This window comes from Autumnicola aciditolerans, assembly GCF_041679265.1.
Classification (GTDB): domain Bacteria; phylum Bacteroidota; class Bacteroidia; order Flavobacteriales; family Flavobacteriaceae; genus Autumnicola.
This window is the reverse complement of record NZ_JBGFSM010000001.1, coordinates 315,708-333,072: the sequence shown is the minus strand read 5'-3', so window position 1 is coordinate 333,072 and position 17,365 is coordinate 315,708. Positions and strand designations below refer to the sequence as shown.

General features: G+C 39.1%; 9 protein-coding genes, 1 tRNA gene and 2 CRISPR repeat arrays (1 of these 12 running past the window's edge). Of the genes, 6 read left to right on the top strand and 4 right to left on the bottom strand.

Annotation, left to right across the window (positions count from 1 at the left end; translation table 11 throughout):
* Positions 1–72: 72 nt before the first annotated feature.
* From AB8M93_RS01520 to AB8M93_RS01505, 4 genes are all read right to left on the bottom strand, one after another.
* A complete protein-coding gene (locus AB8M93_RS01520; protein ID WP_373055856.1) occupies positions 73–291 on the bottom strand; it encodes a hypothetical protein in 219 nt (72 codons plus the stop codon).
* Between the two features lie 64 nt (positions 292–355).
* A complete protein-coding gene (locus AB8M93_RS01515; RefSeq protein ID WP_373055855.1) occupies positions 356–1,048 on the bottom strand; it encodes an SDR family oxidoreductase in 693 nt (230 codons plus the stop codon).
* A 475-nt stretch (positions 1,049–1,523) separates the two neighbouring features.
* A complete protein-coding gene (gene rimM / locus AB8M93_RS01510; RefSeq protein WP_373055854.1) occupies positions 1,524–2,051 on the bottom strand; it encodes a ribosome maturation factor RimM in 528 nt (175 codons plus the stop codon).
* 14 nt (positions 2,052–2,065) lie between these two features.
* Complete coding sequence (locus AB8M93_RS01505; protein ID WP_373055853.1) at positions 2,066–2,665, bottom strand: 30S ribosomal protein S16; 600 nt, start codon at positions 2,663–2,665, stop codon at positions 2,066–2,068.
* 268 nt (positions 2,666–2,933) lie between these two features.
* Here AB8M93_RS01505 and AB8M93_RS01500 point away from each other — a divergent pair, with 268 nt between their 5' ends.
* The 6 genes from AB8M93_RS01500 to AB8M93_RS01475 all read left to right on the top strand — a co-directional run bounded on the left by AB8M93_RS01500 (position 2,934) and on the right by AB8M93_RS01475 (position 11,532).
* The gene (locus AB8M93_RS01500; protein ID WP_373055852.1) at positions 2,934–3,383 is read left to right on the top strand and encodes a ferritin-like domain-containing protein; all 450 of its coding nucleotides are present in this window, start codon (positions 2,934–2,936) and stop codon (positions 3,381–3,383) included.
* A gap of 250 nt (positions 3,384–3,633) precedes the next feature.
* On the top strand, positions 3,634–8,022 hold the full coding sequence (dnaE, locus tag AB8M93_RS01495) for a DNA polymerase III subunit alpha (protein WP_373055851.1): 4,389 nt from the start codon (positions 3,634–3,636) through the stop codon (positions 8,020–8,022).
* 514 nt (positions 8,023–8,536) lie between these two features.
* Entirely contained in the window at positions 8,537–8,854 is a 318-nt protein-coding gene (gene trxA / locus AB8M93_RS01490; protein WP_311532822.1) for a thioredoxin, read from the top strand.
* An 82-nt stretch (positions 8,855–8,936) separates the two neighbouring features.
* Complete coding sequence (locus tag AB8M93_RS01485) at positions 8,937–9,866, top strand: DUF58 domain-containing protein (RefSeq protein ID WP_373055850.1); 930 nt, start codon at positions 8,937–8,939, stop codon at positions 9,864–9,866.
* Between the two features lie 109 nt (positions 9,867–9,975).
* Positions 9,976–10,049, top strand: a tRNA-Asp gene (locus AB8M93_RS01480).
* Positions 10,050–10,290: 241 nt separating this feature from the next.
* The gene (locus AB8M93_RS01475) at positions 10,291–11,532 is read left to right on the top strand and encodes a site-specific integrase (RefSeq protein WP_373055849.1); all 1,242 of its coding nucleotides are present in this window, start codon (positions 10,291–10,293) and stop codon (positions 11,530–11,532) included.
* Positions 11,533–11,755: 223 nt separating this feature from the next.
* A CRISPR array of direct repeats spans positions 11,756–14,000; the repeat unit is 37 nt; unit sequence GTTTCAATCCTAGTTTTTCAATGGATATCTCTGGAAG.
* Between the two features lie 109 nt (positions 14,001–14,109).
* A CRISPR array of direct repeats spans positions 14,110–17,365; the repeat unit is 37 nt; unit sequence GTTTCAATCCTAGTTTTTCAATGGATATCTCTGGAAG (it continues 1,772 nt past the right edge of the window).

Genomic DNA, 17,365 nt, shown 5'->3' with positions numbered 1-17,365 from the left:
TTTAATGCCTTCTGGGAAATCCATGAAACATTAAAAAATCCGGCAGCGTTCAATACTACTTTCAGAGGGATATTAAACTATTATTTTCTTTTTCCCCTTTACACTTTTATAGTTTTCGCTAAGATCTTCTTCATTCTTTTTCTTGAAAATCTTATAGGCCAGGAAACCTACCCCGGCAGCAGCTCCAAGGGCTGCGCCCCAGACTCCTCCATTTAATACAACTTTTCTACCTGCCCGGAAAACGGCTCCTTTTGCTAAAAATTTTCCTCCTGTGGATAATATATCACTCATTATTTCAAAATATTTAAGGTTAGTAATTTATTTCATTCTGTATCTTGAGGCTTCTTTAATTTCTTTACCTGGCCATATCGGGCGGCAAAAGGGCCTTAAATACGGCATCGGCAATTTGCTGCGTATTTATCACTGCCTCATGCTGTTTATCTCTAGTCTCTGGCCATCCTACATCTGGATGATCTTTCTTTATGCTGATATCCAGATTTCCCGGCGCTATCGCAGTTACTCTAATATTAAATTCAGGAGATAACTCCATACGCATTGCTTTGGAAAGTGCAATTACAGCTGCCTTAGACGCGCCATAAACTGCCCCGCCTTTGTAAATGTCTTTCCCTTCTACAGAAGCAATATTCACAATGTGGCCACTTTTTTTAACTTTCATGCTAGGTAACACCGAATAAATGCAGCGCAGGCAACCTTTAAGATTTACCTCTACCGTTTGTAACCATTCGTCCAGGTGCCGGTTTTTAATATAAGTAACGGGCATTACTCCGGCAGAATTCACCAGTATATCTATACCGCCCATTTCATGATTTACCTTTTTAAACCCTGATACTACGCTATCGGTAAGGCTTACATCCATTTCCACCACCATGCTCTTCTCAGGAAGTTGCTGTTGTAATTCTTCCGGTTTCTCAGGATTTCTACTAGCAAGGGCTACTTTACAACCTTCAGCCGATAGTTTTTTTGCTATAGCCCTGCCAATCCCGCTGCTGGCACCTGTAACTACTGCTATTTTATTCTCAAACTTCATTGAAAGTACTTCTCACTTGTTATATTAAATATCCAAATTTCCGGCCGCTATGCACGTTAAGAGCATTGTAAATAACAAGATTTTAACGACCATCGGATTTCTTCAAAAAATAGATAAGCAATGGTCAATATGCAATAATGGTAGCTGATATACTTTCGGAACTTTTTCTAGAAATAGTAGCGTTCAAAGTAAAAAAGATGGAGTTTGTAGGTTATATGTTTCTGTGGAAATATGCGGTTTCTTCGAGAATTTTAAAGCTGAAGGCCAAATGAACAATGAATAAATAATAATAATAACCAATAACCATCATAGTTGATATACTTTGGGAACTTTTTCGAGAAAAAGGAGCGTTCAGAGTAAAAGGAGTTTTGTTTGCTGATATGCTCCGGAGCCGCAGGTAGAGGCTAATTTTAAGCCAGTATTTTCAAAGCAGGGTTTTGCTGGATTTCCAACAAAGAAAACCGGGAGAGGTAAACTAGCCCAGATAAAGGTCCACAAGACCTTCTGGGGTATTAAGGTAAATGATTTTATTCTTTTTATCTACTTTTTCTATGAATTCATCATTCATTGGAATAAGTATTTCCTTATCGTCCTTTTTGATCTCGAATAGGGCTTGTGCGGTAGAGTCATTAACAGACATTACCTCTCCAATATTCCCATGATTGGCATCCATAACTGTAAAACCTATAATTTCATGAAAATAGAACTGGTCTTCCTCCAGTTCAGGCAGCATGGTTAAGGGAAGATAGAGTTCACAACCTATAATGTCTTCAGCATCATCTTCGGTTTCAATATCTTCAAATTTTACACGAAGCAGCGTGCTTTTGTGGAGATTACTTCTTTCAATAAAAAATGGAACCAGATTTTCGTTGTATTCAACAAAAACTGATTCCATTTCGGTGTACATTTCAGGTTCATCGGTGTCAAGCTTAATGAGCACCTCCCCTTTAAAGCTAAATTTGCTAACGATTTTTCCTAAATAGAAACACTCCTCTTTAGTCATCGCCGGCTTGCTTCTTAAGCATCTTTTTTGTCTTCTGTAGCTGCTTCTTTTGCAGTTTCAGTATCAACTTCTTTTTCTACATTGGCCTCTGGTTCGCTTCCTTCAGTCACAGCAGCTCCTTCGTAGTTTTCATCAGTTGATGCTTCAGCAGATTCTGTTTCTTCAGCACCTTTAGCTTCAGCTTCGCGCTTGGCGTTTACTTCTTTTTCAGCTTCCAAAGCTTTTGCTTTGGCGGCTTGTTGTTCTTTGGTTAAATTCTCTCTCTTGGCGTCAATTTTGCCTTCTTTTTCCTCTAACCAGGACTGGAATTTCTTCTCAGCCTCTTCCTCGGTTAAAGCGCCTTTACGAACCCCAACAGCAAGATGTTTCTTCAACAAAGCACCTTTGTAAGAAAGGATAGCGCGGGCAGTATCTGTAGGCTGCGCCCCATTTTGTAACCATTTAACCGCCCCATCCACATCTAATTCTATTGTGGCAGGATTGGTGTTTGGATTGTAAACCCCAATTTTATCAAGGTATTTACCGTCCCTTTTTGCACGCGAATCTGCGGCAACAATCCAGTAAAAAGGTTTTCCTTTTTTACCGTGTCTTTGTAATCTTATCTTTACAGGCATAAAAATTAATTTGTGGGGTTCCCGACCCCGGTTATTAATAAGGCTGCAAAGATACTACATTTTTATAATTCACAAGTTTTTAGAGATTTAAAATTTTTGGTTAGTGTTGACTTCATTTTACTGTAAAGCCCATTAGAATTTTAGCATGTTTTTAAAGAATGAAATCTACCTCCTGTTAAAAGCAGTTAATTAGTGCTAAACCCTGTTAAATAGGCAGTTATCACTAGTTTAGTCTGTATATTAGTGAAAACAAAAAACGAAAAAAGCTATGAGTTATTCAAAAGAAGTTGCAAAAAAGCTGAATGAGCTTTTGGAAAAAAGTTACGACGCAGAGAAAGGTTTCAAATTTGCCGCGGAAAATGTGAAAAATGCTGAATTGAAGTCCTTTTTTAAAGCAAAGGCACAGGAAAGATATGATTTTGGACACGAACTAAAAGCAGAAATTGCCAAATTTGGAGAAAAACCGGATAAAGGTTCAGACATTGCAGGAGATATCCACAGAACATGGATGAACTTAAAAACAAAAATCTCCGGAGATAAAGAAGAGGCAGTGTTGGAGGAAACTGAGAGAGGTGAAAAAGCTGCTGTAAAAGATTACGAGGAAATTTTAAAAGATTCCAGCGTCCCTGCATCTACCGGTAATATTTTGATGAAACAGAAAAATGCAATCGTGGAATCTCTGAATAAGGTTAAGATTCTTGAAAAACAATTTGATTAAATTGTTTCAAATATTAGAGAGATACGAACAAATGTTTGACTGAAGTAGTAGTAGTTTAAGTGTTCGTATCAGGCCTCACAAATAAGCGCCATCGGGTTGCTGTTTGTGAGGCTTTTTTTATGTCTTATTAATGGTTAATAAATCCTTAAAATTTTGCTTTAGGAAGAAGCAATTTATCTTTAATTTAGCGACAATTGTAGAAGTAAATTTTACTTTCAACTAACCTTCCCGGGATTTAAACCAGATTTGCATGTACCTTATTTTTGATACCGAAACCACCGGATTGCCAAAGCGTTGGGATGCGCCTTTAACCGATTCAGACAACTGGCCACGATGTATACAAATAGCCTGGCAGTTGCATGACGAGATGGGAAGGCTAATAGAAAGTCAGGATTACCTGGTTAAGCCTGAAGGTTTTAATATTCCCTATGACGCAGAGAAAATCCACGGAATTTCTACTGAACTTGCTGAGGAAAATGGCATTACCCTAAATGAGGTTTTAGAAAAATTCCAGACAGCACTCCATAAGTCCAAATTTGTAGTGGGCCAGAATGTAGGTTTTGATGTGAATATCATGGGGGCTGAATTCTTCCGCCTTCAAATGGAAAATTCACTCCAAAATTTGCCAATCCTGGATACCTGTACCGAGGTGACTGCTGAAATGTGTAAAATTCCCGGCGGCCGTGGCGGGAAATTTAAATTGCCAACGCTTACCGAACTTCACGAATACCTTTTTGGCGAACCTTTTGCCGAAGCCCACAACGCAACTGCCGATGTGGAAGCGACCACCAGGTGTTTTCTGGAGCTGGTGCGCAAAAGAATGTTCACCAAAGAACAGTTGGATGTACCGTTAGATTATTTCCAGAATTTTTCAGAAGCCAATCCGCAGCCAATAAAACTCATAGGTTTAAAACACATCAACCTTAAAAAAGCTTCCGAAGAAATAAGGAAACAGCTTCAGAAGGAAAAGCCTGCTGATGAGATTACTACCGCAGAAATTGAAGAAAACCTCGAAAAACTGGATGAGGTGCCATTTGCGCATTTGCATAACCATTCCCAGTTTTCAGTATTGCAGTCTACCATTAGCATTCCCGATCTGGTAAAGGCGGCCGGCGAAGAAAATATGCCTGCCGTGGCGCTTACAGATCATGCCAACATGATGGGCGCCTTTCACTTTGTAAAAGAAGTAGGTACTTATAATAAATCTGTAAAAGCCAAAAATGCCGAAGCCCTTAAAAATAATCAGCCTGCAGAAGCCAAAGAATTAAAGGCTATTGTGGGGTGCGAATTTTTTGTTTGCGAAAATCATCTGGATAAGTCCAGGAAAGACAATGGTTACCAGATTGTGATGCTTGCTAAAAATAAGAAAGGCTATCATAACCTGGCTAAAATGTCTTCCATCGCCTATACTGAAGGATTTTATTATGTGCCGCGGATAGACAGGGAAGTTATCAAAAAATATAAAGAGGACGTGATCGTCCTTACCGGAAACCTGTATGGCGAAGTTCCCAGTAAAGTTTTGAATGTTGGGGAAAAACAGGCAGAGGAAGCGCTTTTGTGGTGGAAAGAACAATTTGGTGATGATCTTTATATGGAGATCATGCGGCACAACCAGGAAGATGAAAACCGGGTAAATCCTGTGCTCATTGATTTCGCCAAAACCCATGATATCAAACTTGTTGCTACCAACAACACCTATTACTGGAGACAGGAAGATGCCAATGCACACGATATTTTGTTATGTGTAAAAGATGGCGAAAAACAGGCCACGCCAATAGGCCGAGGCAGGGGTTACCGTTATGGATTGCCAAACCAGGAATATTATTTTAAGTCGGCAGAGGAGATGAAAAATCTCTTTAAAGATTTGCCGGAAGCGATTTCCAATGTAAAGGAAATTGTAGGTAAAATAGAGCCATTTGAGCTCGCGAGGGATGTTTTGTTGCCCGCCTTTACCATTCCAGATACATTTTTAGTGGAAGAAGATAAAGTAGATGGTGGGAAACGCGGTGAAAATGCCTATTTAAAGCACATAACTTTTGAAGGAGCCAAAAAACGTTACCCCGATATTACAACCGAAATTAAAGAGCGGCTGGATTTTGAACTTTCTGTTATTGAAAATACCGGTTATCCTGGATATTTCTTAATTGTAGAAGATTTTATAAGGGAAGCCCGCAATATGGATGTATCGGTAGGCCCGGGACGTGGATCTGCTGCGGGAAGTGCCGTAGCCTATTGCCTTGGAATTACCAATATCGATCCTATTAAGTACGACCTGCTTTTTGAGCGTTTTCTGAATCCCGACAGGGTGAGCATGCCCGATATTGATATTGATTTTGATGATGAGGGCAGAAGCAGGGTGATGGATTATGTGATCAAAAAATATGGTGCCAATCAGGTTGCGCAAATTATCACCTACGGAACCATGGCTGCAAAATCCTCCATTCGGGATACAGCGAGAGTATTGGATTTGCCATTAATGGATGCCGATCGTATCGCCAAACTTATTCCGAATACCAAGCTGGGGAAAATATTTGGAGTAGACGAGAAGGAATTGAAGAAGAAATTCCGCAGTGAAGATATGGAGAAGATCAATGAACTTCTCAATATAGCAGAAGGAGACGATCTGGAAGCGCAAACTCTTAACCAGGCCCGTATCCTGGAAGGCTCGGTTAGAAATACGGGTATTCATGCCTGTGGAGTGATTATTACTCCTGGGGATATTACTAATTATGTGCCGGTCTCGGTTGCCAAGGATTCCGACTTATATGTAACACAGTTTGATAACTCGGTGGTGGAAAGCGCCGGATTATTGAAAATGGACTTCCTGGGATTAAAAACCCTTACTTTAATTAAGGATACCGTAAAAATTGTAAAGGGCCGTCATAATATAGATCTGGATCCTGATAATTTCCCGCTTGATGACGAAGAAACCTACAAGCTCTTCCAAAGAGGAGAGACGGTAGGGATATTCCAATATGAATCTCCCGGCATGCAAAAGCACATGAAGGATCTTAAACCAACGGTGTTCGATGACCTCATTGCCATGAATGCATTGTATCGTCCTGGCCCAATGGAATATATCCCAAGTTTTATTGCCCGTAAGCATGGAGATGAGGAGATTGCATATGACCTGCCTGATATGGAAGAATACCTGCAGGAAACTTATGGAATTACGGTTTACCAGGAACAGGTGATGTTACTATCGCAAAAGCTGGCAGGTTTCTCTAAAGGTGATGCCGATATGCTGCGAAAGGCGATGGGGAAAAAGATTTTTGCATTGCTGGAACAGCTGAAGCCTAAATTCCTGGATGGAGGTGAAGCAAAAGGCCATCCCCGGGAAATACTGGAGAAAATTTGGAAAGACTGGGAAGCTTTTGCCGCCTATGCTTTTAACAAATCCCATTCTACCTGTTACGCATGGATAGCCTATCAAACCGCTTATTTAAAAGCTCATTATCCTGCGGAATATATGGCAGCAGTGCTTTCCAATAACATGAACGACATTAAACAGGTCACCTTCTTTATGGAAGAATGTAAACGAATGAAGCTGAAGGTGCTTGGTCCCGATGTAAATGAATCGTATTATAAATTCTCGGTTAATAAAGATTATGCCGTACGTTTTGGAATGGGTGCGATAAAAGGGGTAGGAGCTGGTGCGGTAGCCACTATAGTAGAGAACCGTAAAACCGAAGCAGGTCCTTATCGCTCCATTTTTGATATGGCTAAAAGAATAGATTTGCGGGCTGCCAATAAAAAAGCTTTTGAAAACCTTGCCCTGGCGGGTGGCTTTGACGGCTTTGGAGAAACCCATCGGGCACAGTATTTTCATGATGACGGGGACGGAATGAGCTTTTTGGAAAAGGTGATTAAATTTGCCGCAAAATTCCAGGAGAATGAAAATTCTTCTCAGGTGAGCCTGTTTGGGGAAGCCAGCGATGTACAAATTCCCGAACCCACTGTGCCGCCTTGTGAAGCCTGGGGTACTATGGAAAAGCTGCGGAGAGAGAAAGAAGTGGTGGGAATTTATATTTCCGGGCATCCGCTGGATGACTTTAAAAAGGAGTTGCAATACTTTTGCAATGCTACTTTAGCCGATTTTAATGAAATGGAAAAGTTTGTAAACCGCGAACTTTCTTTTGGAGGCGTTATTAGTGATGTGCAGCACAGGACGTCAAAAATGGGCAAAGGCTGGGCCACATTTTTTGTGGAAGATTATAACGAGACTTACGAATTTAGAATGTTTGGGGAAGAATACCTGAAGTTCAGGCATTTTTTGGTGCCTAATTCTTTTGTACACATAAAAGCCTATATAAAGGAAGGCTGGACCAATAAAGAAACGGGAAAAAAAGGAGATCCCCGAATTCAGTTTAACAGTTTTCAGCTGTTGCATGACCTTATGGATACTTATGCGAAGAAGCTTACTATCCAGCTGGATATAAACGATCTTAAAGAGGAGAAAATAGCCCTTTTAAAGGATCTTTTTAGAACTCACCGGGGCGATCATAAACTTAATTTTGTGGTGTACGAAATGAAGGAGCAGGTGAAGCTGCACATGCCCAGCAAGCGGCAAAAAGTAAAAATCTCTCAGGAATTACTTGAGGCGCTGGAAGAGGAGCAGGTAAATTATAAGTTGAATTAATTCGTAGTTCTTTGTTCGGAGTTACTATGGGTCCAAAATTGGCATTTTTGAGCATAGTTTAGTGTTGAAAGGTATGTTAGGCGAAGTTGATGTTTTCTGAAAAGCTCTCATAGTTGTGTATATTGTCTGTTGCTCCTTGGGCTTGTTTGAAAGTTGAATACGGACATTTTTGGATTGAGGGATCGCAGGTTGTGGTTTGGCATTTGTAAAATTCTCTGTAGTTGTATTTTATTTGAAATATTTTAATGCGGAATGCAATAGTGATTCCTCCCCTTTTTTGAAGTTGTGGTGGCCGAAGGCCGGTGGGGTTTCGGGTAGGGATTGCAGCAGGCTATCCTGCCCGACGTAAGGAGGGGCAGATAGCGCGTAAAGCCCGGCCGCAGCGTAGCGGAGGACCCGCCACATAAAAATGGCCAATCTGTAAATAGTTAAATATGATACAAGGCTTGTAAGTTTTGCAGAAATAATTGACTATTTTTACGTATTGTATAAAATCGAATCAAAATAACATATTATGGCAATTGAAATAACAGATGCGACTTTTGAGGAAAAAGTCTTAAAGAGCGATAAACCTGTAATGGTCGATTTTTGGGCGGCATGGTGCGGACCTTGTAGAATGGTAGGCCCGATTATAGACGAAATTAGTCAGGAATACGAAGGTAAAGCCGTTGTGGGGAAACTTGATGTGGACGCCAACCAGGAATTTGCCGCAAAATATGGGGTGAGAAACATACCTACAGTTCTTGTTTTTCAAAACGGGGAAGTAGTTGGACGCCAGGTTGGCGTTGCTCCTAAAAATACATATGCTGAAGCAATCGATCAGTTATTATAGGAGGATCAAAAAATAGTTTTATTAGGGCCTGGTTGTAAAAATCAGGCCTTTTTTATTTATATTCTGCAATAGGAATCGAGCTATGGATTTACAACGGGAAATACATAAAAGCGGTGGCTTTGCCAATCTAGACCTCCTGGCGAGGCAGGTGGTGGAGGGTTATATTTCGGGCATTCATAAAAGTCCGTTTCATGGCTTTTCTGCGGAGTTTGCCGAGCATAAGATCTATAATAACGGGGAAAGTACCAAGCATATCGACTGGAAGCTCTTTGCCCGCACCAATAAGCTTTATACTAAACGCTATGAGGAGGAGACCAATTTAAGGTGCCATCTTATTGTGGATAATTCGGCTTCTATGCATTATCCCAATTTAAAAGAGCAATCTGTAGAAACGCTGAATAAAGCAGGTTTTGCAGTGCTGGCTTCGGCCGCAGTCATGCAAATTATGAAGCGGCAGCGGGATGCGGTGGGATTAAGCATTTACAGTGATACTTACGAATTTTATGCACCCGAAAAGGGCAGTGAACGGCACCATCACATGCTGCTACATACTCTGGAAGAGCTGCTTTCTAAGCCCTCCGGGGGAAAAGTTACGAATACTTATAAATATTTGCACCAGATCGCGGAAAAGCTGAAGAAGCGTTCTCTGGTTTTGCTTTTTACAGATATGCTGCAGGCTGATGCCGGGGAAGGGGAATTGTTTGAGGCGCTCCGGCATTTAAAGTACAATAAACATGAGGTTGTGCTTTTTCATGTAATAGATGGCAGGAGAGAAATGGATTTTGATTTTGATAATGTACCCAGGCGTTTTACCGATGTGGAAACCGGAAACCATATAGATCTTTATTCTGAAAATATAAAAGACACTTACCAGCGTAAGGTTAGAAAATACTTTGATGCTATTAAGCTGGAATGTGCGAGGTATAAGATTAATTATGTGCAGGCAGATATTAATCGAAATTTCGATAAAATTCTTACCACTTACTTGCTTGAAAGACAAAAGATTGGTTAAAGAATGAAAATTTTTGACGAAAAAAAGCCATAAAAGGTTTGCAAGATTGTAAAACGGTGGTATATTTGCCCTCGCCTAACAGAAAAAGTAAGGCAAGCAATAAAGCAACGGTCTGGTAGTTCAGTTGGTTAGAATACCTGCCTGTCACGCAGGGGGTCGCGAGTTCGAGTCTCGTCCAGACCGCTTTTAAAGTATCAAATTAAAGCAAAAAGCCTCAAAATCAATGATTTAGAGGATTTTTTTCTTCTTCAAAGTGCCAAATAAACACAAATAAACCTAAGTAATTGGTGCTCAATTCGGTGCATATTTTTTACCGGAATTATATGCACCTCGAAACTTGTAAAGTACTGTTAATAAAAAGGTTACGACGTTTTTTTAACACTTTATTTTTCTAACTTACGGTGCATATTTAATACAAGCACCGATGATAAATTCTTTATTTGTTCTTTTCTATCCGAAAAAGACGACTTCCAGTAAAAATACGGAAGCTGTAATATACGCACGCCTAACTTATAATGGTAAACGTACTGATTTTACAACCTCAAGAAAAATCGATGTAAACAAATGGAATACTAATTCTAATAGTGTGCGTGGCAGTTCTGTTGAAGCTAAAGCTTTAAAAAGGTATCTGGATGATATGCGGGCTTCTCTATATGATATTCATGATCGTTTGGTAAGGGAGGGTAAAAAGATTTCTGCAAAAATTATTAAGGATATCTATTTAGGCAAGGAAGATAAGCAGTACATGCTTCTAGAAATTTTTCAGGATCACAATGATCAAATGGAGAAATTAATTGGAAAAGGATTTACCAAAGGAACGCTGCAGCGATATAATGCCTGCAAAAGACATATTGAAGATTATCTGGCGTATCGGTACAAAGCTAAAGATATACCTGTAGAAGAGGTAGATTATAGCTTTATCACGGGATTTGATCACTATTTAAAATCAGAAAAAGATTGTGCCCATAATACAGCTCAAAAGTATATTGTCAATTTCAAAAAAATTATTCGAATTGCTTATGCTAACCAGTGGATAGAAAAAGATCCGTTTTTTCACTGGAAAGGAACCTGGAAGTCTTCGGATAGGGGTTATCTAACGGATGCAGAACTTCAAAGATTATCAGAAAAAGACTTGGATATACCGCGTTTAGATTTGGTTAGAGATATGTTCGTATTCTGCTGTTATACCGGACTTTCTTTTGGAGATATTGAAAAACTTACTGATGATGATATCATTTTTGACGGGAATAAAAAATGGATAAAGACAAAAAGGAAGAAGACAAAAACGTTAAGTAGTATACCACTTCTTAAAATTCCGGAGGCTATTTTGGAAAAATACAAGAATCATCCAAGAGTAGTAGTGAGTGAGAATGTCTTGCCTGTACTCTCAAATCAAAAATCAAATGCTTATCTAAAGGAAATTGCGGACCTATGTGGGATAAAAAAGAACTTAACAACGCATTTAGCCAGACATACTTTTGCGACTACGGTTACGCTTTCTAAAGGAGTTCCTATAGAGAGCGTGGCCAAAATGCTTGGCCATAGGTCTCTTAAAACTACCCAGATTTATGCTAAGGTTCTAGATGAGAAGGTTGGTAAGGATATGGAGATCCTGGAAAAGCAAAATAAATTATTGAAAAAAGAAAAAGCAGAAGGGATTAGTTAAGGCCGTTTCACCCCGAGTTACTCGATAGATATCTCTGGAAGCTTAAAGCCAGTAATCCTGAACAAATTTTCTAATCCGTTTCAATCCTAGTTTTTCGGTGGATATCTCTGGAAGAATTTGTTCATTCAAAAAAGGAATCTTCCCTTAATTCGTTTCAATCCTAGTTTTTCGCTGGATATTCTGGAAGCCGCAAAACAGCTATTATAGAATTGATGTTGACCGCTGTTTCAATCCTAGTTTTTCAATGGATATCTCTGGAAGTCAAAAGGCATAACCAAATCGATAGTAAATACGTCTAGTTTCAATCCTAGTTTTTCAATGGATATCTCTGGAAGCTGAGCGAAAGCGGTGATCGAGAAAGCGAGGAAAAAGTTTCAATCCTAGTTTTTCAATGGATATCTCTGGAAGATCGTTTGTAAGAATGAACTCGGGAAAAGCCAGGTGTTTCAATCCTAGTTTTTCAATGGATATCTCTGGAAGAATTGTCAAATTATGCGCAGGAGTAAAAGCAATTTTATTAGTTTCAATCCTAGTTTTTCAATGGATATCTCTGGAAGAAGATTTTACATTATCTGCCGCCTGCAATTCCCTGGTTTCAATCCTAGTTTTTCAGTGGATACCTCTGGAAGAATGCAATTTGGAGTAATTCAGGATTTTGCAGATACGTTTCAATCCTAGTTTTTCAGTGGATACCTCTGGAAGCAAAAGATCAAGCTTATGCTGTTGGAATAGATTCTTGTTTCAATCCTAGTTTTTCAGTGGGTACCTCTGGAAGATGAAAGCCTGGCAAAAATTATAGAAGCCCACACCTTGTTTCAATCCTAGTTTTTCAGTGGATACCTCTGGAAGATCACCGACAACGGAACTCCAAAAAAAGCTGTTCCTGGTTTCAATCCTAGTTTTTCAGTGGATACCTCTGGAAGATTTAGTTTCTGGTTTCATTTTTTCTACTTATTAAGTTTCAATCCTAGTTTTTCAGTGGATACCTCTGGAAGAAAGACTGTGGAAAGAGTGGTTTTTAAGATGGAGAGTGTTTCAATCCTAGTTTTTCAGTGGATACCTCTGGAAGACATCTTCAGAACTAGATAGCGATTTCTGGGATTGAGTTTCAATCCTAGTTTTTCAGTGGATACCTCTGGAAGACATGTTGACTCAGTGGAAGATGTTGAAGTAGGAAGGTTTCAATCCTAGTTTTTCAGTGGATACCTCTGGAAGTGAGAGTAGTATTTCTAAATTATCTTTGGTTCCTTTGTTTCAATCCTAGTTTTTCAGTGGATACCTCTGGAAGCCTATTGCGGTCTCAGCAGCTATTTCGGCATTTGGTTGTTTCAATCCTAGTTTTTCAGTGGATACCTCTGGAAGCCTGGAAGTTGATTGTTTTCCCAATTATTTGAATCTAAGTTTCAATCCTAGTTTTTCAGTGGATACCTCTGGAAGACAAATTTGATTGATAGCCTGGCGGGTGGTGACATACGTTTCAATCCTAGTTTTTCAGTGGATACCTCTGGAAGCATCCATAATAAAAGCGTCTTGATTGCCTCCAATCCTGTTTCAATCCTAGTTTTTCAGTGGATACCTCTGGAAGTGAGAGTAGTATTTCTAAATTATCTTTGGTTCCTTTGTTTCAATCCTAGTTTTTCAGTGGATACCTCTGGAAGTGAATTTGAAAAATTCTTAGAGAAAAAAGGAATCTCGTTTCAATCCTAGTTTTTCAGTGGATACCTCTAGAAGAGCATCGAACATAAAAGGCATCTTTTCACGGTTGAGTAGTTTCAATCCTAGTTTTTCAGTGGATACCTCTGGAAGTTCCAGAAGTTTTGAGTTTTTAGAAGGAAAAATAACATGTTTCAATCCTAGTTTTTCAGTGGATACCTCTGGAAGAAACGTCAGGAAATGCACGCCTGGAAAAAGGCTGAAAGTTTCAATCCTAGTTTTTCAGTGGATACCTCTGGAAGTGATTATAGGACTTTGGAAAGTGGTGTTCAGAATGCGTTTCAATCCTAGTTTTTCAGTGGATACCTCTGGAAGGCCATATCAAAATTGAAGGCGGAAAGAGCAGCCGAAAGTTTCAATCCTAGTTTTTCAGTGGATACCTCTGGAAGTACCTTATGGTAAAAACAGCCCCGGGAAAGTTCAAATGTTTCAATCCTAGTTTTTCAGTGGATACCTCTGGAAGACACGGTGAATATTAGGGAAATCGGCGGGCTATGCTGTTTCAATCCTAGTTTTTCAGTGGATACCTCTGGAAGATAGAAGCGTTCAATTTCTTCAAAAGTATAGCCAAGGTTTCAATCCTAGTTTTTCAGTGGATACCTCTGGAAGTAATAATTATTTCATCACCCCTAAGATAGTCAAAATGTTTCAATCCTAGTTTTTCAGTGGATACCTCTGGAAGTATTTTGAATAGTTTTATTAATTCATTCCAGCTTTCGTTTCAATCCTAGTTTTTCGGTGGATATCTCTGGAAGAATTTGTTCATTCAAAAAAGGAATCTTCCCTTAATTCGTTTCAATCCTAGTTTTTCGCTGGATATTCTGGAAGCCGCAAAACAGCTATTATAGAATTGATGTTGACCGCTGTTTCAATCCTAGTTTTTCAATGGATATCTCTGGAAGTATAATAGTTTCCCATTTGAAGCATTAGTTAGAGATGGTTTCAATCCTAGTTTTTCAATGGATATCTCTGGAAGCTGCGCGAATCCACAGCTGCCAAGACTTAAGCAAAGGATGTTTCAATCCTAGTTTTTCAATGGATATCTCTGGAAGTACAGTCCGCAGCAAATCGCCAAATACCTGGATTATGTTTCAATCCTAGTTTTTCAATGGATATCTCTGGAAGTATAAAAAAGCAGATGATCGTATTCTCCTGAAGGTTTGTTTCAATCCTAGTTTTTCAATGGATATCTCTGGAAGTATCTAAAATTTTATCTCCAGGTTTGGCATATTCATAGTTTCAATCCTAGTTTTTCAATGGATATCTCTGGAAGTCCCGGTTAAGGGCTTTTTCGCCTTTGGTGTGAAATAGTTTCAATCCTAGTTTTTCAATGGATATCTCTGGAAGCTCTTTAACCTCTTCGTCATTTATTATTCCATCGGCGTTTCAATCCTAGTTTTTCAATGGATATCTCTGGAAGTGGTTCCACGGTTGGTTTTCCGTTTTTCCGGGGAGGTTTCAATCCTAGTTTTTCAATGGATATCTCTGGAAGATTTAGGCTGTGGGTCATTATCATCATCTACGCCAGTTTCAATCCTAGTTTTTCAATGGATATCTCTGGAAGATTTCCACCCCTGCCACCCAATATTACCTCTATTGGTAGTTTCAATCCTAGTTTTTCAATGGATATCTCTGGAAGTGTTCTGTAAGTCCAGCCGTCATTAACCTCACTACTGTTTCAATCCTAGTTTTTCAATGGATATCTCTGGAAGAGCAAAAAGCTTGTGATGACCTTTACGATATTGTTCTGTTTCAATCCTAGTTTTTCAATGGATATCTCTGGAAGAAAAGCCCCTTGAATTAATGCTTGTGTGCCAGCAATGTTTCAATCCTAGTTTTTCAATGGATATCTCTGGAAGCCGCTCCTAGCTCTTGAACCGAGCCCATTACAGCGTGTTTCAATCCTAGTTTTTCAATGGATATCTCTGGAAGGAAATAGGCCATCATTTCGGATTACATGACTGTACGTTTCAATCCTAGTTTTTCAATGGATATCTCTGGAAGTTCCTGCCGGCAGGAGTAAGTTTCAGGATAAACAGGGTTTCAATCCTAGTTTTTCAATGGATATCTCTGGAAGAGTGACTACAGAACCTGGATGAATAAGCCTTTTATTAGTTTCAATCCTAGTTTTTCAATGGATATCTCTGGAAGCTTCATCTGAAAATCCCAAATCTGAAGGTTTGGTAAGTTTCAATCCTAGTTTTTCAATGGATATCTCTGGAAGTTTTCCCACTTCGAAAGTGAGCACAGGGTAGAAGATTGTTTCAATCCTAGTTTTTCAATGGATATCTCTGGAAGTTTTCGGCCGGGGAAAGCTCGTTTAGTACATTCATATGTTTCAATCCTAGTTTTTCAATGGATATCTCTGGAAGATTTCAATAAATTTACACATTTGTTTCCCCACTCAGTTTCAATCCTAGTTTTTCAATGGATATCTCTGGAAGGGTTGTCAAAAATGTTTCCGATTACCCTTGTTTCTTGTTTCAATCCTAGTTTTTCAATGGATATCTCTGGAAGTTTCTTCTTTAGCGGGTGCCTTGGGTTGTTCAGCTTCGTTTCAATCCTAGTTTTTCAATGGATATCTCTGGAAGTTCAGGTTGAAACCATTTGGTACAGAGGTAACATTAGTTTCAATCCTAGTTTTTCAATGGATATCTCTGGAAGCAGAATCCGTCATCTTTGAGAAGTAAATCTTTAACGGTTTCAATCCTAGTTTTTCAATGGATATCTCTGGAAGTTTAAATATGTTTTTATCATCCTTTAAAGGCCATTGTTTCAATCCTAGTTTTTCAATGGATATCTCTGGAAGAATTCGCTATACGTGGTTTGTTATAACACAGAAACCAGTTTCAATCCTAGTTTTTCAATGGATATCTCTGGAAGCGATTTTTCGGGTACTACGGTTTCTCCTTTGTTGTTGTTTCAATCCTAGTTTTTCAATGGATATCTCTGGAAGCTACGGCGCTGCTCATATCTTCCTGGAGCCTGCCGGGTTTCAATCCTAGTTTTTCAATGGATATCTCTGGAAGTTAAAACGACCTGTTACACTCACCGTTATTAAAAATACGTTTCAATCCTAGTTTTTCAATGGATATCTCTGGAAGCAATTAGCCCTATCTCCCCTTACTGAATTATAATCAGTTTCAATCCTAGTTTTTCAATGGATATCTCTGGAAGCGATAATATTAACAAGCACATCAAATTTCTATCGCTGTTTCAATCCTAGTTTTTCAATGGATATCTCTGGAAGTTTCTTGGAAATAGAAACCGTTTATCCAGACTTCGGTTTCAATCCTAGTTTTTCAATGGATATCTCTGGAAGTTCCTTCCTGAGTTCTCCATTTATGCCCACCGCCAAGTTTCAATCCTAGTTTTTCAATGGATATCTCTGGAAGTCCCCGCTTTTAAATAACTCGTCCCCAAACTCAACCAGGTTTCAATCCTAGTTTTTCAATGGATATCTCTGGAAGTTAGATTTAATACAAGACGGCAAGGCATTAAGTTTGTTTCAATCCTAGTTTTTCAATGGATATCTCTGGAAGATTCTTTTTTACAACATTTTTTTCAAAGCCTAATTTTCCGTTTCAATCCTAGTTTTTCAATGGATATCTCTGGAAGTCTAACAACATTTGGATCAATTTGAATCAGTTCTATGTTTCAATCCTAGTTTTTCAATGGATATCTCTGGAAGCTCTTTCTGCTGCTTCCTGAAACCCTGCTAAGTAGAAGTTTCAATCCTAGTTTTTCAATGGATATCTCTGGAAGTCCGCTTCGGCGGGGGTGGGATACTACACCTATTTTGTTTCAATCCTAGTTTTTCAATGGATATCTCTGGAAGAAGCCCAATACGCTCCCCAAAATAACAAGTATGCATGTTTCAATCCTAGTTTTTCAATGGATATCTCTGGAAGTTCCCGTGCTGTAGTTGTTCTTCATACTCTACTTCAAGTTTCAATCCTAGTTTTTCAATGGATATCTCTGGAAGTGCTCATGCGCAAATGTGTTTGATTGAGATTTTTCTGGTTTCAATCCTAGTTTTTCAATGGATATCTCTGGAAGCATTATGATTCTGGTAGTGGATGGGAAGATGACGACAGTTTCAATCCTAGTTTTTCAATGG

Bases quoted from the DNA above. Each gene is read 5' to 3' on its own strand.
- AB8M93_RS01500 (WP_373055852.1), top strand. From the start codon at position 2,934: ATGAGTTATTCAAAAGAAGTTGCAAAAAAGCTGAATGAGCTTTTGGAA.
- AB8M93_RS01515 (WP_373055855.1), bottom strand. From the start codon at position 1,048: ATGAAGTTTGAGAATAAAATAGCAGTAGTTACAGGTGCCAGCAGCGGG.
- AB8M93_RS01485 (WP_373055850.1), top strand. From the start codon at position 8,937: ATGGATTTACAACGGGAAATACATAAAAGCGGTGGCTTTGCCAATCTA.
- dnaE (WP_373055851.1), top strand. From the start codon at position 3,634: ATGTACCTTATTTTTGATACCGAAACCACCGGATTGCCAAAGCGTTGG.
- rimM (WP_373055854.1), bottom strand. From the start codon at position 2,051: ATGACTAAAGAGGAGTGTTTCTATTTAGGAAAAATCGTTAGCAAATTT.
- trxA (WP_311532822.1), top strand. From the start codon at position 8,537: ATGGCAATTGAAATAACAGATGCGACTTTTGAGGAAAAAGTCTTAAAG.
- AB8M93_RS01505 (WP_373055853.1), bottom strand. From the start codon at position 2,665: ATGCCTGTAAAGATAAGATTACAAAGACACGGTAAAAAAGGAAAACCT.
- AB8M93_RS01520 (WP_373055856.1), bottom strand. From the start codon at position 291: ATGAGTGATATATTATCCACAGGAGGAAAATTTTTAGCAAAAGGAGCC.
- AB8M93_RS01475 (WP_373055849.1), top strand. From the start codon at position 10,291: ATGATAAATTCTTTATTTGTTCTTTTCTATCCGAAAAAGACGACTTCC.